The 26342-nt window shown below is 42.7% G+C and carries 25 protein-coding genes; 14 read left to right on the top strand and 11 right to left on the bottom strand.

The features are described from left to right. The first annotated feature begins 9 nt into the window (after positions 1-9). From BP27_RS0108850 to BP27_RS0108835, 4 genes are read left to right on the top strand one after another with little or no spacing between them, the layout of a single operon-like run. Positions 10-585 (top strand): antibiotic biosynthesis monooxygenase, encoded by a 576-nt coding sequence (locus tag BP27_RS0108850; RefSeq protein WP_027851248.1) that lies wholly within the window; start codon positions 10-12, stop codon positions 583-585. Then, complete coding sequence (locus BP27_RS0108845) at positions 585-1964, top strand: amidase (RefSeq protein WP_027851247.1); 1380 nt, start codon at positions 585-587, stop codon at positions 1962-1964. Before BP27_RS0108850 ends, BP27_RS0108845 begins: the two co-directional genes overlap by 1 nt. 16 nt (positions 1965-1980) lie before the next feature. Further along, entirely contained in the window at positions 1981-2403 is a 423-nt protein-coding gene (locus BP27_RS0108840; protein ID WP_027851246.1) for a GlcG/HbpS family heme-binding protein, read from the top strand. Between the two features lie 25 nt (positions 2404-2428). Further along, positions 2429-2824: a tautomerase family protein gene (locus tag BP27_RS0108835; RefSeq protein WP_027851245.1), complete on the top strand. Its 396-nt coding sequence runs from the start codon at positions 2429-2431 to the stop codon at positions 2822-2824. Here the strand turns inward: BP27_RS0108835 and trmA are convergent. Both trmA and murI read right to left on the bottom strand, forming a co-directional pair. Further along, positions 2814-3929, bottom strand: coding sequence for a tRNA (uridine(54)-C5)-methyltransferase TrmA (gene trmA / locus BP27_RS0108830; protein WP_027851244.1), 1116 nt, complete (start codon positions 3927-3929; stop codon positions 2814-2816). The genes BP27_RS0108835 and trmA overlap by 11 nt on opposite strands. 25 nt (positions 3930-3954) lie before the next feature. Further along, the gene (gene murI / locus BP27_RS0108825; RefSeq protein WP_051610476.1) at positions 3955-4821 is read right to left on the bottom strand and encodes a glutamate racemase; all 867 of its coding nucleotides are present in this window, start codon (positions 4819-4821) and stop codon (positions 3955-3957) included. 94 nt (positions 4822-4915) lie between these two features. Between murI and BP27_RS0108820 the strand changes: the two genes are divergently transcribed. Further along, positions 4916-6274 carry a hypothetical protein gene (locus BP27_RS0108820; RefSeq protein WP_027851242.1) on the top strand — a complete coding sequence of 453 codons (1359 nt, stop codon included), beginning with the start codon at positions 4916-4918 and terminating at the stop codon, positions 6272-6274. 10 nt (positions 6275-6284) lie between these two features. Here BP27_RS0108820 and BP27_RS0108815 read toward each other — a convergent pair whose 3' ends face one another. Together BP27_RS0108815 and BP27_RS0108810 are read right to left on the bottom strand one after the other, a co-directional pair. Continuing rightward, positions 6285-8600: an efflux RND transporter permease subunit gene (locus BP27_RS0108815; protein WP_051610475.1), complete on the bottom strand. Its 2316-nt coding sequence runs from the start codon at positions 8598-8600 to the stop codon at positions 6285-6287. A gap of 11 nt (positions 8601-8611) precedes the next feature. Next, positions 8612-9583 carry a WD40/YVTN/BNR-like repeat-containing protein gene (locus BP27_RS0108810; RefSeq protein WP_036239883.1) on the bottom strand — a complete coding sequence of 324 codons (972 nt, stop codon included), beginning with the start codon at positions 9581-9583 and terminating at the stop codon, positions 8612-8614. Positions 9584-9708: 125 nt separating this feature from the next. Between BP27_RS0108810 and BP27_RS15780 the strand changes: the two genes are divergently transcribed. Further along, positions 9709-10746, top strand: a complete 1038-nt coding sequence (locus BP27_RS15780; protein WP_084324558.1) for a lipid A deacylase LpxR family protein — start codon at positions 9709-9711, stop codon at positions 10744-10746. A 2-nt stretch (positions 10747-10748) separates the two neighbouring features. On the opposite strand, the gene BP27_RS0108800 is transcribed toward BP27_RS15780, so the two are convergent. Beyond that, entirely contained in the window at positions 10749-11396 is a 648-nt protein-coding gene (locus BP27_RS0108800; RefSeq protein WP_027851239.1) for an MBL fold metallo-hydrolase, read from the bottom strand. A 263-nt stretch (positions 11397-11659) separates the two neighbouring features. Here BP27_RS0108800 and BP27_RS17250 point away from each other — a divergent pair, with 263 nt between their 5' ends. Together BP27_RS17250 and BP27_RS0108790 are read left to right on the top strand one after the other, a co-directional pair. After that, on the top strand, positions 11660-11827 hold the full coding sequence (locus BP27_RS17250) for a hypothetical protein (protein WP_160169831.1): 168 nt from the start codon (positions 11660-11662) through the stop codon (positions 11825-11827). 3 nt (positions 11828-11830) lie between these two features. Further along, positions 11831-12592 carry a sulfite exporter TauE/SafE family protein gene (locus BP27_RS0108790; RefSeq protein ID WP_027851237.1) on the top strand — a complete coding sequence of 254 codons (762 nt, stop codon included), beginning with the start codon at positions 11831-11833 and terminating at the stop codon, positions 12590-12592. 10 nt (positions 12593-12602) lie between these two features. Here the strand turns inward: BP27_RS0108790 and BP27_RS0108785 are convergent, their stop codons facing one another. Further along, the gene (locus BP27_RS0108785) at positions 12603-13799 is read right to left on the bottom strand and encodes an MFS transporter (RefSeq protein WP_027851236.1); all 1197 of its coding nucleotides are present in this window, start codon (positions 13797-13799) and stop codon (positions 12603-12605) included. Between the two features lie 90 nt (positions 13800-13889). Between BP27_RS0108785 and BP27_RS0108780 the strand changes: the two genes are divergently transcribed. Beyond that, positions 13890-14774, top strand: a complete 885-nt coding sequence (locus tag BP27_RS0108780) for a LysR family transcriptional regulator (protein ID WP_027851235.1) — start codon at positions 13890-13892, stop codon at positions 14772-14774. Here the strand turns inward: BP27_RS0108780 and modC are convergent. Genes modC through modA form a run of 3 tightly spaced genes read right to left on the bottom strand, consistent with a single transcriptional unit; the run spans position 14771 to position 17304 of the window. Further along, entirely contained in the window at positions 14771-15835 is a 1065-nt protein-coding gene (gene modC / locus BP27_RS0108775; protein ID WP_027851234.1) for a molybdenum ABC transporter ATP-binding protein, read from the bottom strand. The genes BP27_RS0108780 and modC overlap by 4 nt on opposite strands. Beyond that, positions 15828-16514: a molybdate ABC transporter permease subunit gene (modB, locus tag BP27_RS0108770; RefSeq protein WP_027851233.1), complete on the bottom strand. Its 687-nt coding sequence runs from the start codon at positions 16512-16514 to the stop codon at positions 15828-15830. The genes modC and modB overlap by 8 nt, the downstream gene beginning before the upstream one ends. Before the next feature lie 22 nt (positions 16515-16536). Further along, on the bottom strand, positions 16537-17304 hold the full coding sequence (gene modA, locus BP27_RS0108765; RefSeq protein WP_036239882.1) for a molybdate ABC transporter substrate-binding protein: 768 nt from the start codon (positions 17302-17304) through the stop codon (positions 16537-16539). 182 nt (positions 17305-17486) lie between these two features. Between modA and BP27_RS0108760 the strand changes: the two genes are divergently transcribed. From BP27_RS0108760 to BP27_RS0108750, 3 genes are read left to right on the top strand one after another with little or no spacing between them, the layout of a single operon-like run. After that, positions 17487-18281: a TOBE domain-containing protein gene (locus BP27_RS0108760; protein ID WP_211251302.1), complete on the top strand. Its 795-nt coding sequence runs from the start codon at positions 17487-17489 to the stop codon at positions 18279-18281. Between the two features lie 58 nt (positions 18282-18339). Then, a complete protein-coding gene (locus BP27_RS0108755; RefSeq protein ID WP_027851230.1) occupies positions 18340-19305 on the top strand; it encodes a calcium/sodium antiporter in 966 nt (321 codons plus the stop codon). Between the two features lie 25 nt (positions 19306-19330). Further along, positions 19331-20548 carry a D-amino acid dehydrogenase gene (locus BP27_RS0108750; RefSeq protein ID WP_027851229.1) on the top strand — a complete coding sequence of 406 codons (1218 nt, stop codon included), beginning with the start codon at positions 19331-19333 and terminating at the stop codon, positions 20546-20548. A 10-nt stretch (positions 20549-20558) separates the two neighbouring features. On the opposite strand, the gene BP27_RS0108745 is transcribed toward BP27_RS0108750, so the two are convergent. Then, positions 20559-21050: an Lrp/AsnC family transcriptional regulator gene (locus tag BP27_RS0108745; RefSeq protein WP_027851228.1), complete on the bottom strand. Its 492-nt coding sequence runs from the start codon at positions 21048-21050 to the stop codon at positions 20559-20561. 176 nt (positions 21051-21226) lie between these two features. Here BP27_RS0108745 and leuA point away from each other — a divergent pair, with 176 nt between their 5' ends. Beyond that, positions 21227-22897, top strand: a complete 1671-nt coding sequence (leuA, locus tag BP27_RS0108740; protein WP_027851227.1) for a 2-isopropylmalate synthase — start codon at positions 21227-21229, stop codon at positions 22895-22897. Between the two features lie 90 nt (positions 22898-22987). On the opposite strand, the gene BP27_RS16765 is transcribed toward leuA, so the two are convergent. Beyond that, positions 22988-24610 (bottom strand): methyl-accepting chemotaxis protein, encoded by a 1623-nt coding sequence (locus BP27_RS16765; protein WP_160169830.1) that lies wholly within the window; start codon positions 24608-24610, stop codon positions 22988-22990. A 307-nt stretch (positions 24611-24917) separates the two neighbouring features. Here BP27_RS16765 and BP27_RS0108730 point away from each other — a divergent pair, with 307 nt between their 5' ends. Next, positions 24918-26342 carry an MBL fold metallo-hydrolase RNA specificity domain-containing protein gene (locus BP27_RS0108730; protein WP_027851226.1) on the top strand — a complete coding sequence of 475 codons (1425 nt, stop codon included), beginning with the start codon at positions 24918-24920 and terminating at the stop codon, positions 26340-26342.

Here is a 26342-nt window from a genome sequence, read left to right as displayed (position 1 = left end):
GGGCATAAAATGCAAGAAAATTTACCAGATAATGCAGTCACTGTTGTAGTTTCACGCCGTGTTAAAAAAGGGTGTGAAGAAGAGTTTGAGCAGTTAAGTACAGCTATGTCAGTTGCCGCAAAAAAATTTACGGGGCATTTAGGCAGTACTATGTTCCGACCAGCTTCACCAGATGACCCTGAATATAGGATAGTATTTAAGTTTGCTAGCCAAAAAGATTTAGAAGTTTGGCAAGCATCTGAAGTACGTCAAAAACATCTAGAAAACTTTGAAGGTTTGCTTATTGAGCCAGCAAAAACAGAGGTTTTATCTGGCATGGTAACTTGGTTTACACTACCTGCACGCAACCCTATAAAACCACCACCTCGCTACAAAATGACCTTTGTTAGCTGGTTAGCTCTTTATCCCAGTGTAACCCTTATTTTTTTACTATTTGGTGATCTACTAGAGCCAGCCCCCCTAATTCTAAGAACCTTGATAATAACTGCAGTTTTAATGCTGCTAATGACTTATGTACTTATGCCAAGGTTTACCCGCTGGTTTGCCTTCTGGCTTTACCCTAAAGCAGAAAGGGATCAGCGTTAATGCCTATATTTAACACTCAGTTGCCTCAGTTAGCACAGGCTTTAAGAAGCGGAAAAATAACTAGTACACAACTTATTGAAGCAAGCTGTGCTAACTATTCTGCAAGCGAAGATCAACTTAATGCCTATAAAACTTGGGCAGGTGCTAGCGCCTTAGAAACAGCTCAGCATTTAGATAGCTTAATTAAACAAGGCTATGATTTTGGTCCGTTGATGGGTATTCCTATATCCGTTAAAGATATGTTTGCAGTCCCTAACTTACCAACCTTTGCTGGCTCAGCTTTAGATTTAGGTCCAGCTTGGCAACAACCAGGTAAATTAATTCAAGCCCTATTGCATCAAGCAGCTGTTATTACCGGCAAAACACATACCGTAGAGTTTGCTTTAGGTGGGTTAGGTGTAAACAACCATTGGGGAACCCCAAAAAACCCCTGGTCTAAAGATCAAGCTAGAGTGCCGGGTGGTTCAAGTGCAGGTGCAGGCGTATCTTTGTGCCAGGGGTCAGCATTTTTAGCTTTGGGTACAGATACAGCGGGTAGTGTACGTATCCCAGCTGCGATGACAGGTGCAGTGGGTTTGAAAACTACCGTAGGGCGCTGGCCAACAGACCAAATCGTCCCTCTTTCCACTTCTTTAGATACGCCAGGCATTCTTGCCAAAAATGTTACTGATTTAGCCTATGGTTACACAGCTATTGAAAGCCAACTTAGTGGGCAAGAGGTAAAAGTACCTAACCTTGTTAGCTGTAAAGGTTTGCGTATTGGGTTAGTAGAAAACTTTTTTTGGGAAGGTGCCAGCAATGCAGTAGTAGAAGAAGTGCGTCGTGCAGCCAGCCAGTTAGAAGCAGCAGGTGCCGAACTCATTCCATTGCAAGTGCTCAGCTGCGATGAGGTTTTTGCTTGCTTTCAAGCAGGTGGTTTAAGCGTGGCTGAGCTTGCTGCCTTTTTAACCAATAAGCTACCCACTAGCTACGCTAAATTAGACCCTGTAGTACGTACAAGACTAGAAGATGGCGCAGCAATAAGTGTGAGTGAATATTTACAGCGCAAAGACCTTTTAGCTCAAGCCAGTTTAACAGCTGCCCAAACCTTTGAGCAGGTAGATGTATGGCTACATCCCACTCTGCCAATAACAGCACCGAGTATGGTAGAAATTGAGCAGCTAGAAGATTATCGTCGTCTAAATATGTTGGCTTTACGCAACCCATCCATAGCTAACCTTATGGGTTTGTGTGCCTTAAGTTTGCCGGTAGGTGTCGATGAGCAAGGCCTACCTATAGCAATGCAGCTTACTGCAGGCGCACAACAAGAAGTTAAGCTCTTAGCGCTAGCCCAAGTTATAGAGCGGCAGCTAGGTTATTACCCTGATTTACCCAATTAATTTATTAGGAGCAAGTATGCCGCAATTAGTAGGACGCCAAGAGTTAGCTTGGCAATCAGCCTTAACTGCAGCCCAAGCAGCGATGGCTAAAGCAGATGAATTAAAAATAAAAATTCATGTGGCCGTAGTTGATGTAGCAGGGTTAGAGCTAGCTTACTTACGTCATAACGGTGCCTTTTTACACTCAGCTCAAATTGCACGTGATAAAGCTTATACTTCTGCTAGCTTTGGAATGCCTACGGGAAAATGGCCTGAAGTTTTAGAAGACAACCCAGCTTTAAAGCTAGGTTTTCCACATCAGGAACGCTTTATAGTGTTTGGAGGTGGCCTACCTATAGAGCATCAAGACATGCTTTTAGGTGGTATTGGTGTTTCTGGCGGTTCAGCTGAACAAGATGAGGCTTGTGCTCTAGCAGGGTTAGAGGCAATTAATAGTTAGTTTTTAATCTGAAAAGGAAAGTTTAATGCCAAGTGCTTTAATAGAAACACGTCAAAATTACTCGCCAGAAATTGAAATTGGTATCATGGATGCAGTTCATTCTGCGCTTTGTGAGGCTTTTAAAATAACACCAACGGATAAAAATATTCGTTTATTAGTACATGAACCACACAGGTTTGTCTATCCAACGGGTCATGAGCAACCAGAAACTTACACTCATATAAGCATTGACTGTTTTGCTGGCCGAACTATCCAAGCTAAAAGATTATTGTATAAAGCGATAGTAAAAAACTTATCTTGCTATGGTATTCCAGCAAAAAACATCAAAATCTTGCTGCGTGAAATCACTACTGAAAACTGGGGTGTCAGGGGTGGTCAAGCTGCATGCGATGTTGATCTTGGCTTTAATCTTAATGTTTAACCAAATAAGCCCCGCACTCAGCATGGTGGGTATAAGGAAATTGGTCAAAAAAAGCCAAGCGTTCAATTTTATGCGTGAGTGTTAGGGTTTTTAAGTTATCTGCTAGCGTTACTGGGTTGCAGGAAATATAAATAATTCGTTCATAGTTTTGCACTTGTTCTAGCGTGGCTTTATCTAAGCCAGCTCTGGGTGGGTCGACTAATACGGTTGAAAAGTCATAATCCTGTAAATTGAATTTACTGGCTTGCTTTGAATCGGGTTCATTTAATGCTTTAGAGAAATCTTCAGCAGCCATGCGCTCAATACGCACATTGTTTATATTGTTAGCCTGAATATTATACTGACCAGCAGCTACAGAAGTACGGCTAATTTCTGTGCCCAGCAACTGCCTAAAATTATTAGCTAAAGCTAGCGTAAAATTGCCATTACCGCAGTAAAGCTCAACTAAATCACGTTTTTCTTCATCGGCTTTCGGGCTAGAAACAGCTTGTGCCCATTCCAGCATGCTTTGGCAAATCCACGGGTTGGGCTGAGTAAAGCTGCCTTCTACCTGCTTGTAAACAAGGGGTTGCCCGTTTACCTGCAAGGTTTCAAGTACAAAGTCTTGTTCTAAAACACGCTTTTGTTTGCGTGAGCGACCTATCAGCATTACCCCTAATTCAGTTTGTAGCTGTTTTGCGGCAACTTCCCATTCATCTTCTAACGGGCGATGATAAATAAGGGTAATTAGTACTTGCCCAGAAAGCGTGGTTAAAAACTCCACCTGAAATAAGCGGTGGCGCAATAAGGGTTTATCACGAATGGCATCGAGTAATAACGGCATTAAACGGTTAATTTCTTTGCCTGCTACTGGGTATTGGTCCATACGCACTAGGGTGCGGTCTTTTTTAGGATCTTCACCTATTTCAAACATGGCATAAAAAAGATCATCGCCTTCATGCCAAACTCGAAACTCAGTGCGCAGCCGATAGTGGCTAGCAGGTGAAGCAAAAACCTCTAGCTGGGGTGGATTAAACTCAGCAAAAGTTTGTTTTATTAGCTCAGCTTTTTCAGCTAGTAGTTGCGAGTAAATGGCAGGGTTAACTTGAGGCAGCCTAGAAGACATAGTGTAATTTAATCTCGTAAAAATATTAGCTAACCTGCTTGTCTAGATTGAAGCTGGTTAGTTGTTTTAGTTGGCTAAAGCCAAATGATTGTAAGAAATGAGGAAGCTGACTAGCGGTAGACAAAGGGGCAGTTAACCAGCAGCTAGGAATAAAATTTGTTGGGCAAGATGGATTAGCATAGCCAGATTCAGTTAATAGCTGAACTACACGGCGAGCGATGGCTGCGCCGGAATCTATCCATTGCCAAGGAGCTGTACCTGTTTGTTCTGCAACTCTTGCCAAATGTGGCTGAAGTAAAGGAAAATGGGTACAACCCAGAACAACGGTATCTAAGCGTGACGCTGCTAAAAATGGCTGTAAAATTTCCAACAAGTCTTGGTCAGCTACCTTACCGCCAGCCAAGTGAACTTCAGCTAACTCAACAAGCCGATTACTACCCACTTTAATGATTTCGCAATCAGCTGCAAAAGTTTTAATTAACTTTTCTGTGTAGGGGCGACTTACTGTACCGCAAGTGGCTAAAAGACCAATTTGACCACTGCGAGTCATTAAGGCAGCAGGCTTAATAGCTGGAACCACACCCACCACGGGTAAGTTACAGCTCATACGCAGCTCAGGTAAAGTTAAAGTACTGGCAGTATTGCAGGCCAAAACGATTAAACTGGGTTCAACTTCCTTAATTAAACTGGCAATAACCGAGAGCACTCTTTTTTTGAGCCAAGCTGCACTTTTTTGTCCATAAGGAAAAGCCGCATTATCACAAGCATAGACTAGCGGTAAACTAGGTAAACGCTCTTTTAGCGCTTGCACAACAGAAAGCCCACCAACGCCTGAGTCAAAGACTAAAATTGGGCCAGAGAGAGGAGTAGGTGCGCTTGTTAGATCAACCAAGATGTTGCCTATTATAGACTGAACAAAAGGTCATTTTACGCCCTGCAATGGCCTTTCAGCAAATCGGAATATTTATCTTTATTATTGGTGAAGAATGTTTTCGCAAAAAAACAAATCTGAGTATGTTTTAGAGTTCACTAGAACTCTGCCTAAATCAAAAAAAAATGTAACTAGCCTCTATCTTTTTCCACCCGGAGAAGCTGAACACCTGCCCGAGCTTTTAGATCGTACTGAATGGAATGCTCGCCCAATTGATTTTCGTTACCGTGTTTTAGGAATACCCGAAGATAAAAAACAGCATGCTGAGCAATCGGTGTCCTTGTTGTCGCCCCACTATGAAACCCTGCGAAGCACTTGGTTAGCTAGCTTTCAGCGTTCACTAGAAAAAGTGCAGTATCAAATACAGCAAGCTGGGCTAGGTGAACAGCAGGTTGGTCGGTTACTACTTTTACTTAGAGGTTTTGCTAAACGTATTCGCACCAACGTATCGAGTGAGCCAAGGCAGAGTCGTTATCAGCGTCAGCTAGATGTGTATTTTTCTTGGTTAGCTGAACAGAGTTTGTTGGCTTTAATAAAAAATGAAGGCTGGGCAGACCTACCCGAAACAGCTCAAGCCGAGCTAAAAGCCTATTACCACGAAGAAATTGAATACCGCAAAGCTCAAGGCTACTTAAAAGAGTTGGACAGTCGATCCGCAAGAATCTTCTATCGTATGCAGTTGTACCGACGTTTTTTAGATAGGTATATTTTATTAAAGCCTGATGTAATTGAGCTAGGCAATATTGCTAGACGCAGTGTAAAAGCCTTTATAACCACTTTAATTATGAGTGCGTTTACTATATTTATATTTTATTACCGAGACTCAGGCTACTCATTAAGTATTGGTCTTATTCTTACTGTGGCTATGGTTTATGCCTTGCGTGACCTGTTACGTGATGACCTAGTGAAAGTCTTAACCGACTATATTAGAAAAGATAAAGCTTTATGGAAGCTCAGGTACCGAAAAAATAAAAAATCACCTTTGCTATTTCAGCAGTTTTTATGGCGCTCAATTATTAGCTTTGAACAACTACCAGAAAGTGTGAAGAAAAATAGTGGAAAGTGGTTTTTTAGTGCGGGTAATAATATTTTCTTTTTTCGATCAGAAATTGATGGTGATGGCTATTTAGGTATCGAAGAAAATATAGAAGAAAGCATTGAGATTGACTTCAAGCCTTTTGCTGACCTGTTAAGCAGTGTTAAAACGCCCATTTATCACTATGACTTCAATGATGAAGAAGCAGAGGTAGGTACTCATTTAATAGAGCAGCGTCACTATTATAATTTAGTTTTAGTGACTGAGGATTCCCAAGCAGAGGAGCCAGTCAAGGTGCAGCGTTGGAAGCTCACCCTGACGGCGGAAGGAATAGTGAACACGCTTGTTGGGCGTGTAATTGAGCCATCTAAAGCCTAGTTTTTAAAACCTAGGCCTTAGAAGGATTCTTAAGTAGGAAATGTGCAAAAGCTGGTAAGAGCCAAAGTGCGCCAATCATATTCCAAAGGAACATAAAGGTTAGCAAAATGCCCATATCTGCTTGGAACTTAATAGGCGAAAATACCCAAGTACCTACGCCTATTGCTAGGGTTAGGCCTGTAAAACTAACCGCCTTACCAGTAGAGCGAAGTGTATGGTAGTAGGCGTCTTGCAAGCTTTTTCCTTCACCTAAGTATTGGCGTAGGCGTGAGTAAATATAAATGCCGTAATCCACACCTATACCTACCCCTAATGCAATAACAGGTAGTGTAGCCACTTTTACACCTATGCCCAGTTGCGCCATAAGCGCCTGGCAAAGTACCGAAGTTAGGCCAAGGGGTGCCACAATGCACACCACTGCACGCCAAGAACGGAAGGTAATAAATACTAAAGAAGCGACCACAGCATAAACAAAAATCAGCATAAAGGTTTGCGCACGGGCAATTTCTTCGTTGGTCGCTGCTTCTATACCAGCACTGCCTGCCGCTAACATAAACTGGGCAGCCTCAGAATTATTTTCAGCAGCAAAGTCTTCTACTGCCTTAGTTACTCTAACTAGGGTGTTAGCTTTATGATCTTCTAAGTAAAGAATAACGGGTAAAAGATCACACTGGTTGTTAATCATGCCGGCAGGCAGGTTGCTCATGGCTTGGTTAAGTACAAATTGGTTACGAGCAAGGGTTTCCCATTTCAAATTACCTTCATTAAAGCCGGCAATAACTCGCTTGGTAATGTAGGCGGGCGACAAGGTACCCTGCACACCAGCAACATTCTGCATTTGCCATTCTAGTCTATCAACAGCTTCTAAGGCTTCATAAGCAACACAGCCTTGTTCGGGTGTTTCTACCATAACAACTAGCACATCAGCACTGGTTGCGTAGTTGTCTGTTACATAGGCGTTGTCTAGGTTATAGCGAGAGTCGGGGCGCAGCTCTGGCGCACCTTTATCTAGGTCACCAATTTTTAAGTCGGCACTGGCTACAAAGCCAAAAACACCTAAAAGTAAAGCTGCTGCTAAAGACCAAGGTGCAGCCTTGGCATGGGTGAAAAAAGACAAACGGTGCCAAACGGGTGAGTGCTCTAAGCGCTTATTTTTAGCACGCATAATGCTGGTTAGGCTGACACCTAAATAAGACATTAGTAAAGGTAAGAGAATTAAGTTAGTCAGAATAATAACCGCTACACCTAAGGAGGCAGCAACGGCAAGCTCTTGAATAACTTGAATATCTATAAATAGCAGGGTCATAAAACCTATGGCATCTGACACCAAAGCTAAAATACCGGCTATGTATAAACCACGGAAGGCTAGGCGAGCTGCAGTAATGCGATCGTGACCAAAAGAGGCTTCTATTGCCATGGCATTGATTACTTGAACACCATGTGAAACAGCGATAGCAAAAACTAAAAAGGGTACTAGCATGGAATAGGGGTCTAAGCCGTAGCCCAAAAGGTTAAGCAGACCTAACTGCCAAGTAACCGCAACGACGGAACACAATAAAGAGATTAAAGCACTTTTAATGCAGCGTGAATAAAGAAATAACAAAACAAACGTGATGGCTAAGGCAATTAAAAAGAAAAACCCTACCTGAGTTGCACCATCAATTAAATCACCAATAAGCTTAGCAAAACCAATGATACGCACGTCAAAGTCTGAGTCGCTAAACTGGTCGCGTACTTCCTCTAAGGCAGCAGAAAAAGCTTGGTAATCAAGCGGCTCGCCATCTACCATTTCTAGCAAGGGTGCTACAACAATGGTTGATCGAAAGTCGTTGGCAATCATAATGCCAACCTGACCTGATTTAAGCAGGTTTTCACGCAACTCTTCTAGGCTGGCAGCACTACCATCATAGGTATCAGGAATGACCGTTCCGCCTTCAAAGCCCTCTTCGGTAACCTGTGTCCAACGCACGGCTGGATCCCATAAAGATCTAACAGCAGACTGATCAACGCCTTCCAAATAGCGTACTTCTTCATAAACATCTTGCAGGCGCTGCATATATTCAGCACTAAAAATGTCTGCATCCTTTTGCTTAGCCGCTACAACAATACGCACCGCATTACCCAAACCACGCAAGTCATCTTGGCGATCCATAAAATTTTCTATGTAGGGGTGCGATAGGGGAATAAGCTTTTCAAAGCTAGCTTCAGGCTTAACCTGAACTGCTTGAAAGCCTAAGAAAATGGTTAAAGCTAAAAAGAAAGCTAACCAAATGGGTCGAAAGTTAAAAAAAGTATTTTCGATTAGGGGTGCTTGTTTTGTATTCATAAAGATAGTCCTTATCGCCCTAAGGTTTCAGCTAGTGGCAAGCTGTGCAGGCCACCACGACCAACAGCAATCAATTCTGTGCCTTGGCGGGCTGCTGCTAATAAAGAGTAGCGCCCTGCTAGGGTGTGCAGTTTAAGTGCTTGTGCAGGGCCTGTTAGATACTCACCATTTTGACCCAATAAAAGCAGTTGGTTATTCTCTAAGACTAAGCCCGTGTTTAACGTTTGTTCGCCAGCATGCTCTAGTGCTTGCCATGAATCACCCGCATCTAAACTCATAAATAAATGACCACGCAAGCCACTGGCAATTAGTTGCCCAGCAGAGGTAGCGAGCAAACCAAACAGCGAGCCGTCATAATCAAGTTGCAAACTTTGCCAATGCTTGCCTGCATCGGTTGATCTATAAAGATTGCCACGCTCACCGGCAATAAATAAATTGCCCGCTGTATCTTGGGTAATGGCATTGTTGTGGTAGCCATCTGGGTTAGGTAGATCATCCATCAAGCTTTGCCAAGTTTTGCCTGAATCATTGGTTGTAAGCAGTAATCCATAACCACCTACTACAAAACCTTTTTGTTCAGAAGTGAAATAAACATCTAAAAGAGGTGCTTCTTCAGTATCTTGGTGGATGAGTTGCCAGCTAGCACCCGCATCTTTGCTACGTAGAATCATGGCTTCATGGCCTACAGCAAAACCGACTTGAGGAGTAGGGAAGTGGACACTCGTTAACTGACTTATAACGGGCACCTGAGCTTGTTGCCATTCTTTACCTGGGTCGCGATAAATAATGTGTCCACGTTCGCCGACAGCAACTAAACGGTTGCCGGCAGTGGTAATGTCTAACAATAGAGATTGAGTGACCAACTCAGACTTAAGAGCTGGCCTAACTAGAGCAGAGTCTGCAACAAGAAGCGGCGTATAGAGGCTAGCCGCAAGTAAAAGGTAGGTAATTTGCAGTCGTAAAGACCATAAACTCGAAGCCATAGCAATCTCCATTATTTTTATTTGCTGATGAAATCCAACTTTAGCACCAAGTTGCACGTCAGACAAACGATCGTTTTAAATGAGTAGGGTTTTACTGGATAATTTTTAGACCCTTAAGTCTAACAATGCTTTACAATACATCAATTAAAGTGAAAGAGGTTGCATTGATGTTGGCTAGAGGTCTGAGTTCCTTTTTACTAGGCTGTTGCTGTTTATTAGCCTTCGAGGCTAATGCACAGGCCAAAGGTATTGTCAGTTTACAAGTCGAGAATGATGCGCTAGTAGGTTTAGACAAGCATTACACTAGTGGTGTGTTACTAAGCTACTTTCCATTAACTCCTGCTCCAGACTGGGCTATTTCTGTCATGAATGACCTAGGCTTAAAAGTTGTACCAGATAAGGTTGCATTAGAATATTCGATTGGTAATACCATTTTTACACCCAAAGATTTTGAGTCTACCGAACCTTTACCAGACCAGCGCCCTTGGGCAGGGCATACCTTTGCTAGCTTGGCTATTATGCGCAAACCCAAGCGGCTTGATAGCTTTATCAAGGTAGGCGATAAGTTAAATATTACCCTAGGGCATGCTGGTCCTGCTTCAGGTGGTGAGTGGGGCCAGAAAAAGCTTCATGAAATAATAGGTTCGCCCAAGCCAGGTGGTTGGCAGCATCAAATAGGTAATGAAACAACCTTCAATCTGCATTACTTTAGAAAGTGGCAAGTGTATCAACAGTTGTCGGATAGCTATGAGTTAGAGTGGTCACCTTTATTTAGTTTAGCATTAGGCTCGCCTTACACTTATGCAAGTTTAGGTTTTACTCTGCGTTTAGGTCCTGACTTAAGGCAGGATTATGGCCCGCCATCCATTCAACCTAACTACCCAGGATCAAGTTACTTCTCACCTGGTCACCCATGGAACTGGTACCTAGTAGCAGGTATGGAGTACCGTTATATGCACTACAATCTATTTTTAGATGGTCCAGTCTTTCGTGATGGCCCCAGTATAGAAAAGTATAGAAACATAGATGATTTTTTTGTAGGTGGTGCAGTTAGTTATGAAAAGGTAAGGCTAGGATGGACTGCGGTTTCCCGCTCAATTGAATTTTTAGGGCAAGCTAAGCGAGATTATTTTGGCTCGCTTAACCTATCCTATTATTATTAAAACTAACCAAACTGCTGGCTACCAACAAAAGGGTTGTTACGCTTTTCTTCACCAAAAGTAGAGCGTGGTCCATGCCCGGGAATAAACTGAATATCATCGCCTAAGGGAAAAAGCTTGGTTTTAATAGACTCAATCAAGTCTTGCTGATTGCTTTTAGGAAAGTCAGTTCGACCTACAGAGCCAGCAAAAAGCACATCACCAACTTGAGCAATTTTGCTTTCAGAATTATAAAAAACCACATGGCCTGGTGTGTGCCCAGGGCAGTGTAAAACTTGTAAGCTTGAGTTACCTAAGGCTAGCTGATCACCATCATTTAGCCATTGGTCAGGAGTAAGGGGTTGAGCTTCAGGGAAATTAAACATTAAACTTTGTTGCCCTAAGCCATCTAACCAAAACTGATCCGCTTTATGCGGACCTATAATTGGAGCACCACTCGTTGCTTTTAATTCTGCCGCGCCACCTGCGTGATCTATATGCCCATGAGTAAGAAGTATTTTTACTAACTTAAGCTGCTTAGTGGCTAGGTGATTTAAAAGCCGATCAACTTCGCCGCCCGGATCAATAATGGCAGCCTCTTGGGTTTCATCGCACCAGACCAAAGTAGCGTTTTGGGCGAAAGGTGTAACGGGAACCACTTCAAACATCAACATCTTTTTACTCCAATAACCTTTAGCTTTACCAGTGAATAAGATAGTATGCGCCTACCAGTTAATTAAAGAACCCAAAGAACTCTACTACACCTATGAACTTTCTTTTACAAAAACTCGCTAGTTGCTTGAGAATGCAGCGCATAACTTTATGTTTTTGTTGCCTATTTTCTGTTTTCTCTCTTAGCGGCTGTAGTGGTACACAGTTTGCCGAGTTTTTGAAGCCTGTCAATGTAGATAAACTATCAGCCTACGAGAAAAAACGCTTGAGCTGTTCAATACAAACAGGTTTACAGTCAGAAACAGACTATGCCTTAATCGGTTCAGGCATAGTTAGCTTAGGGTTTCGTTTACCCTCTTCAGCTGACCAAGATATGAATTATGATCGTCGCTTCGATGATTACCATGACTGTTTACGCATCGCTGGGCTCTAATGAATGCTCTTCCTAGAGTCACTTCTTCCTGATCAAATCAGTTCCTTCAGTAGTTTACTTTTAATTGTTTTTGCAGGGCTTACCTCCGCTATTACTGCCAGCATTGGTGTAGGTGGCGGTGTTTTGTTGCTTGCAATAATGGCAATACTTCTCCCTCCAGCGGCAATTATTCCTGTACACGGCATGGTGCAGTTAGGTTCTAACTTTAACCGTGCAATCATGACCTTTAAAAATATTGACTGGAAGCTACTTGCCGCTTTTACCCCGGGTGCTTTTTTAGGTGCTGGTTTAGCCAGTCTATTTTTAGTTGAGTTACCCCTACATTTATTACAGTTAACCATTGCAGGTTTTATTTTGTTCTTAACCTGGGGACCTAAAGTGCCTGCTTTGGCCTTAGGGCGTTTAGGTACTTTTTTTGCCGCACTGATTACTACTTTTATCAGTATGTTTGCTGGCGCTACAGGTCCGCTAGTAGCTGCGTTTGTAAAACAGCAGCATCAAGGTGATCGCTTTCGTACCGTTGCTAATTTTGCGGCTGCTATGAGTGTTCAACACCTACCAAAAGCTTTAGTTTTTGGAGCAGCAGGCTTTGTTTTTTCAGATTGGCTAGGCTTAATGCTTTTGATGATTGCTAGTGGGGCGCTAGGTACTTGGCTAGGCTTAAGGCTATTAAGTAAGCTGAGTAATCAAAGGTTTGCCCTAGTTATTAATACTGTACTAACCTTGTTAGCCCTCCGCTTAATTTGGTCTGCTTTTTTTAGCTAGCCTGCAAACGTTAAGTTATGTCACTCAAGGTGCGTGGGTCTTTTCTCCAAAGCCCTAAACTAATAGCTAAAGTTATTATAAACACCAGAATAGAACCTAAAATAACCCCTTGCCAGTTCATGGCTTGCCAAAAGGGATCTAGGTAAAAACCTCCTGTGCTTGCTCCCATATAATAAAAAACTAAATAAAGAGCACTGGCACTAGCGCGAGCTGTAGATGCCTGGCGACTTACCCAGCTAGTAATGTTGGAATGACAAAAGAAAAACCCAAAGCTATTAATCAATAAGCCACCAATGATAGCTACAACGCTAGGAATTAACATCACTAGGCTGCCTAACATTAAAAAGCCTATACCTATAGCCATACATAAAGGCTGAGCCACCACTAGAGCAACTCGACCAGATATAGAAGCAGCCCAAGTACCGGTTAAATAAGTTAAAAACAACATTCCTAAAAAACTGCTACTAAGTAACCAGGGCTCACCTGCAAGTAAGTAGGTTACATAGCTGTACTGGTTAATAAAAATAAAGAAATTAAGCCCGCCGAGTAAATAGACAGAAATTAACAGTGGATTTCTTAAATGGCTAATCAAGTCTTTTAGCATTGTCTTTAAGCTAGGCTGCTGAGGCTTAAAGTGCTTAGATTTAGGCAAAGCCCACCAAAAAATAACCACGCAAACCAGTGATAAGCCAGCAGCAAAAAGAAAACTTGCTCGCCAGTTAAACGCATCAGCAATAAAACCAGAAAATAGCCTGCCGCTAATGCCACCCAACGTATTAGCACTAATATAAATACCTACTGCTAAAGCCATGGCTTTTTTACTGAACTCGTCACCCATGTAAGCAATGGCTACGGCAGGTAGCCCGCCTAATAAAAAACCTTGAACAGCACGCAAAATGAGCAAGCTGGTATAGCTATTGACCCAAGCCAAGGCAAAAGTAATAACTAAAGTGCCTGCCATAGTAACCAGCATAATTGCACGCCTACCCAGTGCATCTGAGAGGGGGCCATAAACCAACAGAGACAAACCCAGCATTAAGGTGGCAAGTGCTAAAGAAGCATTGGCTTGCAAAGTTGAAATGCCAAAAGCCAGTTGAAATTCAGGTAGTAACGGCTGAGTCACATAAAGATTACTGAAAATCATGAAGGAACCACAGCAAAGTGCTAAAGTGGCACGCCAGAAGGCGGGTGATTTTGCTTCTATCATTGGTTAAACCTGCAAAGAAAAAAACTACTTTACGCAGCCCTAACAGATAAGCAAAATTCATATAGTTAATCTTCAATATAAGGTCGGGTTATGGATATTCGTCCCCTACGTTACTTAGTTACTGTTGCTGACCTAGGTAGTTTTACACTGGCTGCTGAAAGGTTGGGTGTTGCTCAACCCGCAGTCAGTATGTCGATAAGAAATATGGAAAAACAGATGGGCTTGTCTCTGCTAGACCGTGGTGAAAAACGTGTAAAGCCCACTGCAGAAGGTGCCATCTTGCTGGTTCATGCACGACGTATCCTCGACGAAGTTGAAGCAGCTGAACTGGCATTGAATGAAGCTAGGGGCTTAACCAAAGGCGAGGTAAGAATAGGCATACCCAGCATGTTGGGTTCTTATTATTTTCCGCCCATTCTTATGGCTTTTAAACACCGCCACCAAAGCCTAAACCTTGCCGTCTTTGAAGATGGTACACGCAGTATTCAAAAGAAAATTCGTGAAGGTGACTTAGACGTTGGCGTTATAGTGGCTGATCGAGTACCAAAAGATTTAGAAGCAGCGCCTTTTTTACAAGAAGAAATGGTGGTGTGTGTACCGCATGACCACCGTTTTGCAGAACAAAAAGCAGTGAGCTTTGCTGATTTTTTTGAAGAAGAGTTGGTGCTGTTTAAAGAAGGCTATTTTCACCGAGAGTTTATTGACAGGGTATGTGAAAAGTCAGGCTCTACTCCTAAAGTGGCTTTTGAATCTAATTTAATTCCTCTAACCAAGTCGATAGTGCGTCAAGGTTTTGGTATTACCGTATTTTTAAAAATGGTTTTAAAAGACGAGCCAGACTTAGTCGCTATTCCTTTTGAAGAGCGAGTCTTTTTAAATATGTCGATTGCTTGGAAAAAAGGCGCTTACCAATCACTGGCAGACCGCGCCTTTGTCGACTTTTTACTAGAACATGCAGAAGTAGCGGCAGACTAACCCAAAGCCACTCCTTTAATTAATGCATAAACTAATTGGCGCTCTTTTAGCTTAAGGTTTTCTACTGAGCGCTTAGATACCCTAGCTAACAAAATTTGGTCAGCCACTTCTATACGCACTAAAGCCTGACTAGGGTTAGGGTCGGGCTGTATATCTAATACCCAGGCAGTTAAACAGTTTAATAGGCTGGTTTCTGTGGGTGGTGTTAAGGCTAGCACCAGATCACGCGCCATTACTCTGACCCTAACTGGCTGCCCAGCTGACACTGAAGTTTTACTAATAAATAATGCCTGGTTACCTAGCTTTAGTTCTGTTAACCCATCGCCTGTGTCAGGCTGCTTAACCACAGCTCTTAATACAGTGGAGGCAGTTTCAGTTTGAATAAAAGGTAGGCTAGGGTCGGTTAGCAAATCTTGTAACTCACCTTCGGCAATAACTTTGCCTGCTTCTAATAAAACCAGGTGATCTGCCAAACGGGTGACTTCCTCGATAGCGTGGCTAACGTAAATAATCGGCAGTTCTAATTGATCGCGCAACTTTTCTAAAAAAGGCAAAATCTCTGCCTTGCTGGTGGCATCTAAAGAGGCCATAGGTTCATCCATTAATAGTAATTGTGGGCTGGTTAACAAAGCTCGACCTATAGCAACTCGCTGGCGCTGTCCACCCGACAATTCATCTGGGTAACGTCCTAATAACTCTTCTATACCTAACAGTTTAATAACTTCTTCTGGTTGAAGTTTTCTTTGTTCTTTTGGAATGCGTCTATAGCCGTAGGTTAGGTTAGCTAAAACTTTAAGGTGTGGAAACAGGCTGGCCTCTTGAAATACATAACCTATGGGGCGTTGGTGTAGCGGTAAAAAGAAACGCTCAGTTTGCCAAGTTTCACCATCAAAACTTAAACTGCCTTGGGCGGTTTTTTCTAACCCAGCAATGCAACGTAACAGGGTGGTTTTACCTGAACCAGAACGCCCAAACAAAGCGGTTACCCCTTGGCTGGGTAATTCTAGCTGTGCAGCTAAAGAAAACTCTCCGCGGTCAATTTTAAAATCTAAATTAAGCAAGGTTAACCACCTTAAAGCGACGGTTTAAAGTAAAGACAGAAATTAATAAAATAAAGGATGAAGCAACTAGAATAAGCGATAAACCGTGAGCTGAACTGTAATCCATGGCCTCAACGTGGTTGTAAATGGCAATAGAAGCTACCTGAGTGCGGCCAGGAATATTACCGCCGATCATTAAGATCATGCCAAATTCACCCAAGGTATGTGCAAAAGACAAAACACTGGCAGTTAAAAAGCCTCTTTGGGCAAGGGGTAAAACTAGAGTAAAAAATCTATCTAGGGGTGAAGCACGCAAGGTGGCAGCAACTTCTAAAACACGCCCACCGGCAATGGCAAAAGCATTTTGCAAAGGCTGCACCACAAAGGGTAAAGAAAACAACATAGAGCCAATCACTAAACCTGTAAAAGTAAAGGCCAAATGGCCCAAGCCTAAGGCTTCAAAAAAGCGCCCCACCGCACCGTGGGGGCCTAAGAGCACCAGTAAATAAAAGCCCATCACCGTGGGTGGTAAAACCAGCGGCAGAGCAACCAAAGCCTCTACCACTACCTTGTAAGGTGAGCGAGTACGCGCTAACCACCAAGCCAAGGGCGTACAAAGCACCAAAAGTGCCAAGGTGCTCACCACAGCCAGTTTTAAAGTAGTCCACAGGGCAATTAAATCGGCTTCACTGATACCCATTTTTTTATAACCTTTCTAGCAACTAGTTGTTTGGTAAGCCATAGCCTACAGATTTAATAATTTCAGCAGCTTCAGGAGAACGAACAAAAGCTAAAAAATCTTTGGCTAAAGCTTTGTCTGTTGCAGTTTCTAACACTGCGGCTTTTTGTAAAATTGGGCTGTAGCTTGCTGCAGAAGGAATCCAGTAAGAGCCTTTACCCTTAACTTCTGGGTGCATAATTTGTGATAAAGCTACAAAACCTAGCTCGACAGCACCAGAGGCGGCTTGGCTATAAGCTTGACCAATATTTTGCGCGCGAATGATTTTTTTATCGGCATTTAATTTATCCCAAATACCCATCTCAGTCAGTACCTCTTGAGCAGCTAAACCGTAGGGTGCATTTTCTGGATGGGCAATACCTAAATTGCGGTACTTATTTGTTTTAAGTACAGCGCCCTGATCATCGACTAGTTTAGAATTAGTTGACCAAAGTACTGGAATGCCTTGTGCGTAAATAAATACGGTTTCAGCCAGTGCTAAACCTTGTTCGGCTAGTAGCTCTGGTCTTTTGCTATCTGCAGAGAAAAACACATCAAAAGGTGCGCCATTTTGAATCTGTGCATAGAATGCACCTGAAGAACCACTGCTTAATAAAAGCTTGTGACCGGTTTGTTTTTCAAATAGCGGTGCTAGTTGCTGCATAGTACCGTTAAAGTTAGCAGCCACAGCAATACGAAGTTCAGCTGCGCTTACTGCGCTAGCAGCAAGCAGTAAGATGAGTGCCAAGAGTAATTTTTTTATAGGTTGCATAAGCTTCTCCTTGTAAGAAGTTTGGAATGCTAAGGGTTTTACCAAGCCAATACTATACCTGTTTTTCTATATACTTAAATATATAGAGGTAGGTTTTACAGTGTTTTATTAGTTTTATTCTATTTTTTAGGTATATATCGACTTGAGGAGGAAGTGTGGGCTATTCACTCTCTGAGCGGCTATTGAGCCGTTTATCCTTAGAAAACGATGCGGGTGCAGCCATATCTAGCAAACGCATTCGTTTATTAGAAATGATAGGTGAGCTGGGTTCTATTTCCCAAGCAGCTAAGGCAGTGCCTTTATCTTATAAAGCTGCTTGGGATGCGATAGAACAGCTTAACTCAACAGCTGCCCAGCCTTTAGTTGAGCGCACCAGTGGTGGTCGCCAAGGGGGCGGAACCCAATTAACCGAATACGGGCGGCGCATGACGGTTATGTACCGTGCGCTTGAACAAGCACATCAAACCACCTTAGATAGATTGCTGGCGGGTATGGATGAGCTGCAGCAGGGCGACTTAAAAGATTTCCAGCAGCTAATGCACCGCACGGCGATAAAAACCAGCGCAAGAAATAATTTTTGTGGTCAAGTCACTGGTTTAAAAAGTGAGGGCGTAAACTACCTAGTGCATTTGCAACTTGAACCTGGTTTAGAGCTGTTGGCATTAATCACCCAAGCAAGTGCTGCAAACCTGGGTTTAGCTATGGGTAGTGAAGTTTTTGCACTATTTAAAGCGTTTAGTGTGAATTTAAGTAAAACACAACCAACCGCTGCCCCTGCAACTAACCAATTAGAGGGACAGGTCACTAACATTATTCAGGATCAAGGGCAGGTAGAAATAGCGATGGGTATTGCTGAAAAACAACAATTAACTGCTGTGGTGAGTCAGCTGGAGTTTACCCAGTTAGGTTTGAAGTTAGGTGATCAAGTTTATGCCAGCTTTCCTGCCGAACAAATTATTCTAGCTACCTACAATTGATTTTCAGAGCCTGTTATTCTTGCCGCCCACAAGCGATGTATCCATATCGAGGTAGTCAATGTTATTAGCTGGAATAGCCGTTTTAATCGGTTTGCTTTTGTTAGTTTGGAGCGCTGATCGCTTTGTTGATGGTGCGGCAGCGACTGCGCAGCACTTTAAAGTGCCGCCCTTGTTAATTGGTATTGTTGTTATTGGTTTTGGTACCTCTGCTCCAGAAATAGTTGTTTCAGCTATCTCTGCCACGCAAGGCAATCCAGGCTTGGCATTAGGTAATGCCTACGGATCAAACATAGCGAATATTGCCTTGGTTTTAGGTGTAACGGCACTGATTAGCCCAGTATTAGTGCATTCAACTATTCTTCGTAAAGAGCTACCTCTATTGCTAGGTATTACGCTCTTAGCTGCTTACCAAGTGTGGGATGGTGAAATAAGTCGCCTCGATGCCATTATTCTACTCCTAGTTTTCTTTTTGATTATGGGTTGGACCATTAAAAGAGGTTTAAGTAAAGGAGCCAATAGCCTTGCCTTGGAAGTAGAGCAAGACCTAGGTAACCAAAACTTAACTTTAAAGTTAGCTAGTTTATGGTTAGTGGTTGGTTTATTAGTGTTGGTTGCCAGTTCACGCTTACTTGTTTGGGGTGCAGTAGAAGTTGCTCAGGGTTTTGGCATTAGTGATTTAATTATTGGGTTAACTGTGGTTGCTATAGGTACCTCTCTCCCAGAGCTTGCTTCTTCTGTTGTTGCTGCGCGTAAAGGTGAGCACGATATGGCGCTAGGTAATATTCTAGGCTCTAACCTCTTTAACACCCTAGCTGTTGTGGGTATTGCAGGAAGCATTCATCCTTTAACTTTTGGGCCAGAAGTTTTCTTGCGTGATGCAAGTGTTATGCTGCTACTAACGCTAGCCTTGTTTGTGCTAGGTTATGGGTATAAAAAAAGACAAGGGCGTATTAATCGTTTAGCAGGCGGCTTTTTATTAGCTTGTTATGTGGCTTACACCCTTTATTTGCTAAGCAGCATTTAACGGCTTGCAAGACCAGAGGTTGGCGATGAAAAAAATTGCAGTCATAGGTGGCGGCATTACTGGTATAACCACTGCCTACGCCCTTTTGAAGCGTGGTTTTCATGTGACTATTTATGAAGGTCACCGCTATGCAGCAATGGAAGCCTCTTATGCTAATGGAGCACAGATTTCAGCTTCCAATACCGAGGTATGGAATTCCCTACCTACGGTAGCTAAAGGTTTAAAGTGGATTCTTAGAAAAGATGCACCGCTGTTGGTTAACCCCAAGCCTTCTTGGCATAAACTGACTTGGTTTAGTGAGTTTTTAGCGGCTATCCCGAACTATGCAGCTAATACTAGCCATACAACCCGCATGGCTATAGCCGCTCGTGAGCACCTGTATAGCTGGGCAGAAGCAGAAAATATCGACTTTGATTTAAAACAAAGTGGCATTCTGCATGTTTACCGCACTCAAGCTGAATTTGACACAGCAGCCAAAGTTTCTAAGTTGCTAGCTGCCGGTGGTTTAGAGCGTCAAGCGGTAAGCCCTGAAGAAATGCGTAGCTTAGAGCCGGCCTTAAAAGGCCAGTTTTATGGTGGCTACTACACACCCAGTGATAGTACCGGCGATATTCATAAATACACTCAAGGTTTAGCCTTAGCTTGCCAGCGTTTAGGTGGCAAAATTAAATATCAGCAAGCAGTTAACACAATAAAAGCAGATACCCAGCAGGTGCAGCTTGTAACGGCTGATTGCACTGATGCAACGGAAGAACACCGTTTTGATCGCGTGGTGATTTGTGCAGGCACGGCCAGCAAACAGCTGGCAGCTAGTTTGGGTGACCGTTTAAATATTTATCCAGTGAAAGGCTACTCACTGACCCTACCATTAAAAGATGAAGTGAGTCGCCAAGCTGCGCCTAATGTTAGCTTGCTAGATGAAGCTACTAAGCTGGTTGCCAGCCGTTTAGGCGAGTCAAAACTTAGGATTGCCGGAACTGCCGAATACAATGGTTATAATAAAGATATTCGAGCCGATCGGATTCAGCCTTTGGTTGACTGGGTTGAAAGCTGTTTTCCTGATGTATCCACGGAAGAAATTATTCCTTGGGCAGGCCTAAGGCCCATGATGCCCAATATGCTGCCTAGAGTGATGCAAGGAAAATGCCCTAATGTTTTTTATAATACCGGGCATGGGCACTTAGGTTGGACTTTAGCCGCTGTTACAGCAGAAATGCTGAGTGATTTAGTCGAGAAAGCTTAGGTTTTAAGCCTTAGCTTAAATGTTTTAGAGAAACCTCGGTGCTATCGACTACCTTACGCATCACAAAGCTAGAGTGTACGCCGGTAACCCCAGGAATTTGTGTAATGGTGCCTAGCAAAAACTCTTGAAAGGCCTCCATGTCAGGTACTATGACTTTTAGCGTATAGTCAGCCGACTGGCCGGTAACTAAGCAGCACTCGACAATTTCTGGGCAGCTATTCACGATTCGATCAAATTCCAAAAATCGATCAGGCGTGTGACGGTCTAAAGCCACTTGAATGTAAGCAGTTAACTTTAAGCCAAGTTTGGACTGGTTAAGTCTAGCAACATAACCCTGAATATAGCCTTCATCTTCTAGCTGCTTAACTCGCCTAGAGCAAGGGGAAGGCGATAAGCCTACCTGCTCGGCTAAATCTTGATTGCTAATGCTGCTGTCTTTTTGCAGGGCTGCTAAAATACGCCGGTCAGTTCTATCTAATTTCGTATTGCTTATTTTTTCCATGCTTAGATCCTACTAACTATTTATAATCAGCAATATTAAACCTTAATTTTTGATCTTTGCGCAATTTTTGTGCAAAAAAATAATTTGAGCTAGTAAGTTTGCAATTATTTAGCGTGACAGCTGCGTTAAACTAGTCTCATTCAATACTACACTGCTAAAACTAGAGAGAAGCAACCATGTCAGCTTTTGACCATACTAAATACCGCCCTTTTCCACAGGTAGAAATTAAAGATCGCCAGTGGCCAGATAAAACCATTACTCAAGCACCTATTTGGTGCAGTGTAGACCTGCGTGATGGTAATCAGGCGCTAGTAGATCCTATGACGGTTGAGCAAAAAAAACGCCTCTTTACTCTCTTAGTCAAATTAGGTTTTAAACAAATAGAAGTAGGCTTTCCTGCAGCCTCTCAACCTGACTTTGATTTTGTGCGTGCACTTATTGAAGAAAATATGATCCCTGATGATGTCACTGTGCAGGTGCTAACTCAGGCAAGAGAACATTTAATCGATCGCACCATTGAAGCTTTGGCGGGTGTAAAGCAAGCCATAGTGCATATTTATAACTCCACTTCAAAAGTGCAGCGTGAACAAGTGTTCCGCATGAGCCGCCAAGAAATTATTGATATTGCTGTATCAGGCGTTCAGCTAGTAAAAGAGCGAGTAGAGAAGCACCCAGAAACCCAGTGGCGCTTAGAATACTCACCCGAAAGCTTTACAGGTACAGAGTTAGACTTTGCTGTAGAAATTTGTGATGCGGTTGTTAAAAAATGGCAGCCAACCCAAGAGAATAAAATTATTTTAAATCTGCCTGCCACGGTAGAAATGTCGACCCCTAATATTTTTGCTGACCAAATTGAATGGTTTGGCCGCCATATTCAACAACGTGACTGCATAGAAATAAGCCTTCACACACATAATGACCGAGGATGTGGCGTTGCCGCAGCAGAGTTAGGTTTAATGGCTGGCGCAGATAGAGTTGAAGGTACCCTTATGGGTAACGGTGAGCGCACGGGTAATATGGATGTTATTACCCTAGCCATGAACCTTTACAGTCAGGGTGTAGATCCAAAACTGAATCTAGCTGATGTAAAGGAAATTATAGAAGTGGTTGAGGAGTGCACACAAATTGCTGTGCACCCACGTCACCCTTATGTAGGTGAATTGGTTTACACGGCTTTTTCTGGCAGCCACCAAGATGCCATTAAAAAATCCTTAACCTGTCAAACTCCAGAAGATGGCTGGAATGTTGCTTACCTGCCCATTGACCCTAACGATTTAGGTTGTAGTTACGAAGCGGTTATTCGTATTAATAGCCAGTCGGGTAAAGGTGGCGTAGCTTATGTTTTAGAAAATGACTACGGCCTACAGTTACCTCGTTGGTTACAAGTTGAGTTTGCTAAAAAAGTACAAGCACGTACTGAAAGCTTAGCAAGGGAATTACAGCGTAAAGAAATTTGGGAAACCTTTGAACAAGCCTATTTAAATAAGGCAGATAAAGCCGAGCTAGTTAGCTATAAGTTAGAGCGTAATGGTAGCGATCAACTTAAAGCTGTGGTGCGCCAGCAAGAAGAAGAGTGGCAACTAGAAGCGTCAGGTAAGGGCTCCTTGCATGCACTGAGTGAAGCTTTAAAAGAGCGCCTAGGTCAGCCAGTACACATTACTGAATACAGTGAGCATGCACTAACCAGTGGAAGTGAAGCCAAGGCTTGTACTTATTTACAAGTTCAAGTGGGTGAAAAAGCCTTTACTGGTGTAGCCATTAGTGAAGACACAGTTAGCGCTAATCTAAATGCACTTTTAGCGGCGGTTAGCCCTGTATTGTTAGCCAATAAAGCAAAAGTAGCTTAAGTCTTAACTAAGCTGCTAATGAATGATCTGGTTAGCAGATTAAAACTAAAAAACCCTACTTAAATTAAGTAGGGTTTTTTAATGGTTGGGTTAAATTTTAAAACGCTCTACCAAGTCTCGCAAATGACGAGAAAGCTCTTGTGCAGCTTCCCCAGCATCACGCGTTTCTAAAGCTGAATCGGCGCTGGTATCAGCGAGGGTGTCTATCTCGACTAAGCGTTGGCTTATGTCTTCAGCAACGGATGATTGTTCCTCTGCTGCGCTAGCAATTTGAATGCTCATTTGGTGAATTTGCTGAACAGCAAGGTTAATTTCACTTAAAGCTGCATCTGCTAAGCTGGCCTGTTCAATGGTTGCATCGGCTTTAACTTGGCTAGCTTCCATGGCTTCAACTGCTTTCATCGACTGGCTTAACCACTGATCAATAATGGTTTGAATTTCTTGAGTGCTAGTACGGGTGCGTTCTGCTAAAGAGCGTACTTCATCTGCAACTACCGCAAAACCACGACCATGCTCACCGGCACGGGCTGCCTCAATAGCAGCATTTAAAGCTAAGAGGTTAGTTTGCTCAGCCACCGAGTTAATCACTTCTAATACTTCGGTTACATGCTGACTGTCTTCGTTTAATTTACGCACAGCCGCCGCACTTAAACCTATTTCGTCTGCTAACTGGTTAATGGTGTGTACAGTGCGAGCTACTACTTCTTGTCCTTCTTGTGCTGCAGCATCGGCACGGTGGCCTGCATCAGCTGCTTCACTAGCATGGGAAGCAACTTCATGTACAGAAGCAGACATTTCAGTCATGGCAGTAGCTACCTGATCGGTTTCAGCACGTTGGTTGCTTATTTCATTTGAAGAGCGTGTAGAGGTTTCTGCTACTTTACGCATTTGTTCACGCACTTCATGGCTGGTTTTACTTACGTCTACAACCAACTGCTGTAAACGCTCCATAAACGCATTAAACGCCTGAGCTAGCTGGCCTACCTCATCACCACTTCTAACGGGTAAACGGTAGTTTAAATCAGATTTTTCGCTATCTAACTGTTTCATGGCGCGCACAGTGCTACGCAAATTCAGCACCATGCGATGACTCAATACGAGTAAGAGTGCTCCACCAATAATCATGCTGGCAAGGGCTAAACCCAGTGCTAAAGCTAGGTCTTCTTGACCTTGAGCGACTATGTCACTGCGCGTTGTGGTAAAACGGTCACGTTGCATTTTTACTAAGTCTTGCAGTTGGTTACGTATAGCAAACCAGCCAGGGTGTTCTACTTTAACTAAATGTACTTCAGCTTCTTCTAGCTGGTTGTTTTCAATTAAAGTGAGTACATGCAGTTTTGCTTTTTGGTTGTTTAACCAGCGACTATTCAGTTCTTTAAGTTCGTTTTGCCAAGCAGCATCAGTTGAATACACATCTTGTAAGGCAATAATATTATTATTTACCCTTTGTATAGCTCCTTCAGTCACCTTGCGGGGCTGCTTTAAGCTAGGGTTCATTAGTTTGTTACGAATTGCGATACCTGCTAATAAACCATCTGCTAGCATTGAATTAAGCTGTGTCATGGCAGCTTCATCACGATCAATAAATTCAATGAACCTTTGTTCGGCACGATGCATTTGTAGCAGGGTTAAGCCCAACACTAATACCAGTAAAAAAGTAGAGACTGAGGCAGTTGCAATTAATTTGTTACGCAGGCTGTTACTAAGCAGCATAAGGTAAACCTCAAAATAGATTAAAAAGAGTTTAGGGGGAAGCCGCTGTTGGCTAATTTTGCCCGAAGGCTCAAGTTCCATCCTAGATTGAGCAGGTTAATATATTTGTATTTTAGGTTAGTAGAGCCAAGAAGCCTAGCTAGATTACAGTTGGTTAACAAATAGAAGTAAAGGCGTAAGGCTAAGCTGCCAGTCAATTCATAACTAGTCGTATTAACAATATATTAAGGTGAGCTAAACAAGCTACTTAAAAAATGCTGTACAGGTCTGTTAAACTCTAAAAATTATAATGAACTAGGGAACAATAATGCACATAGAATTTTGGGGTGCTGCACAGGAGGTGACTGGGTCTTGTCACCTAGTTAAGGTAGGTAGACAAACTATTTTGCTTGATTGTGGTTTTATGCAAGGAGGCAGTAAAGCAAGGGAAGATGAAGCCAATCGTCAAGACTTTCCTTTTGACCCAGCCAGCATAGATGCCGTAGTACTTAGCCATTCTCATCTAGACCACTGTGGTCGTATTCCCCTTTTAGTTAAACAAGGCTTTAAAGGTAAAATTTATACGCAGCGTGCTTGCCAAGAAATGTGCCGAGTCATGTTTATGGATGCTGCTTTTATAGCAGAAAGGGATGCCTACACTTTAAATCGAAAACGTGAACGTAAAGGTTTGCCTTTGTTGGATGCCCTTTTTAATAGCCAAGATGCCGAAAAAGCCCTCAAGCATTTTCGGGGCATGGATTATGCTCAATCATTGAAAATAGCGGAAGGTATTACGGTTACATTATTTGATGCTGGACACATTCTAGGATCATCAATAGTACAGCTTACTTTGGAAGAAGCAGGCGAAACACGAAAAGTAGTATTTTCAGGTGACTTAGGTCATGCCGGTGCACCTATCTTGCGTAACCCTGCCTGTGTAAAAGAAGCTGATGTGGTACTAATGGAAAGCACTTATGGTGGTCGTTGCCACCGCAGTTGGGAAGCTAGCTTTGCAGAAATGGGTGAGGTTTTAAATAGTGCACGCTACTCAAAGGGCAACCTACTTATCCCCTCTTTTGCTGTAGGGCGCACGCAAGAGCTGCTGTATTTATTTACTAAATATTATGAAGAATGGGGTATGGCAGCTTGGCAAATTTTCTTAGATAGCCCTATGGCAATAGAAGCTACCGAAGTTTATTCCCACCATAGCCATCTTTATGATGCTGAAAGTCGTGAAATTTGGTCACAGAAAAAAATTCAAGAAAAACTACCTAACCTAAAAATGACCCGCTCCCCCGAAGAGTCGATAGCCATTAACAATATAAAAAGTGGTGCCATTATTATAGCTGGTAGTGGTATGTGTGAGGGTGGGCGCATACGACATCATTTAAAAAACCAAGTTTGGCGTAAGGGCACTCACTTAGTTTTTGTTGGTTTCCAAGCGCGTAATACTCTAGGAAGAAGAATTGTTGAAGGTGCAAAAACAATTAAGCTTTGGGGTGAAGAAATTAATGTAGAAGCTGAAGTACATACCATTAATGGTTTTTCTGCTCATGCAGACCAGCAAGGTTTAATTGACTGGTATCGCTGTTTTAATAACTCGCCCCAACTTATTTTGGTGCATGGCGAAACCGAAGCACAAGAAGCTTTAATTGAAGCAATCAAGCCTTGGACTAATGCACAAGCACCTAGTGCAGGACAATACATGGATTTGCTAGATCCAGCTTACACACTAAAAGATTTAGCAGAATAA

Source organism: Marinospirillum insulare DSM 21763, from assembly GCF_000686905.1.
In the GTDB taxonomy this organism is placed as follows: domain Bacteria; phylum Pseudomonadota; class Gammaproteobacteria; order Pseudomonadales; family Halomonadaceae; genus Marinospirillum; species Marinospirillum insulare.
The sequence above is the reverse complement of the archived record's forward strand: the minus strand, read 5'-3'. Positions and strand labels throughout refer to the sequence as shown.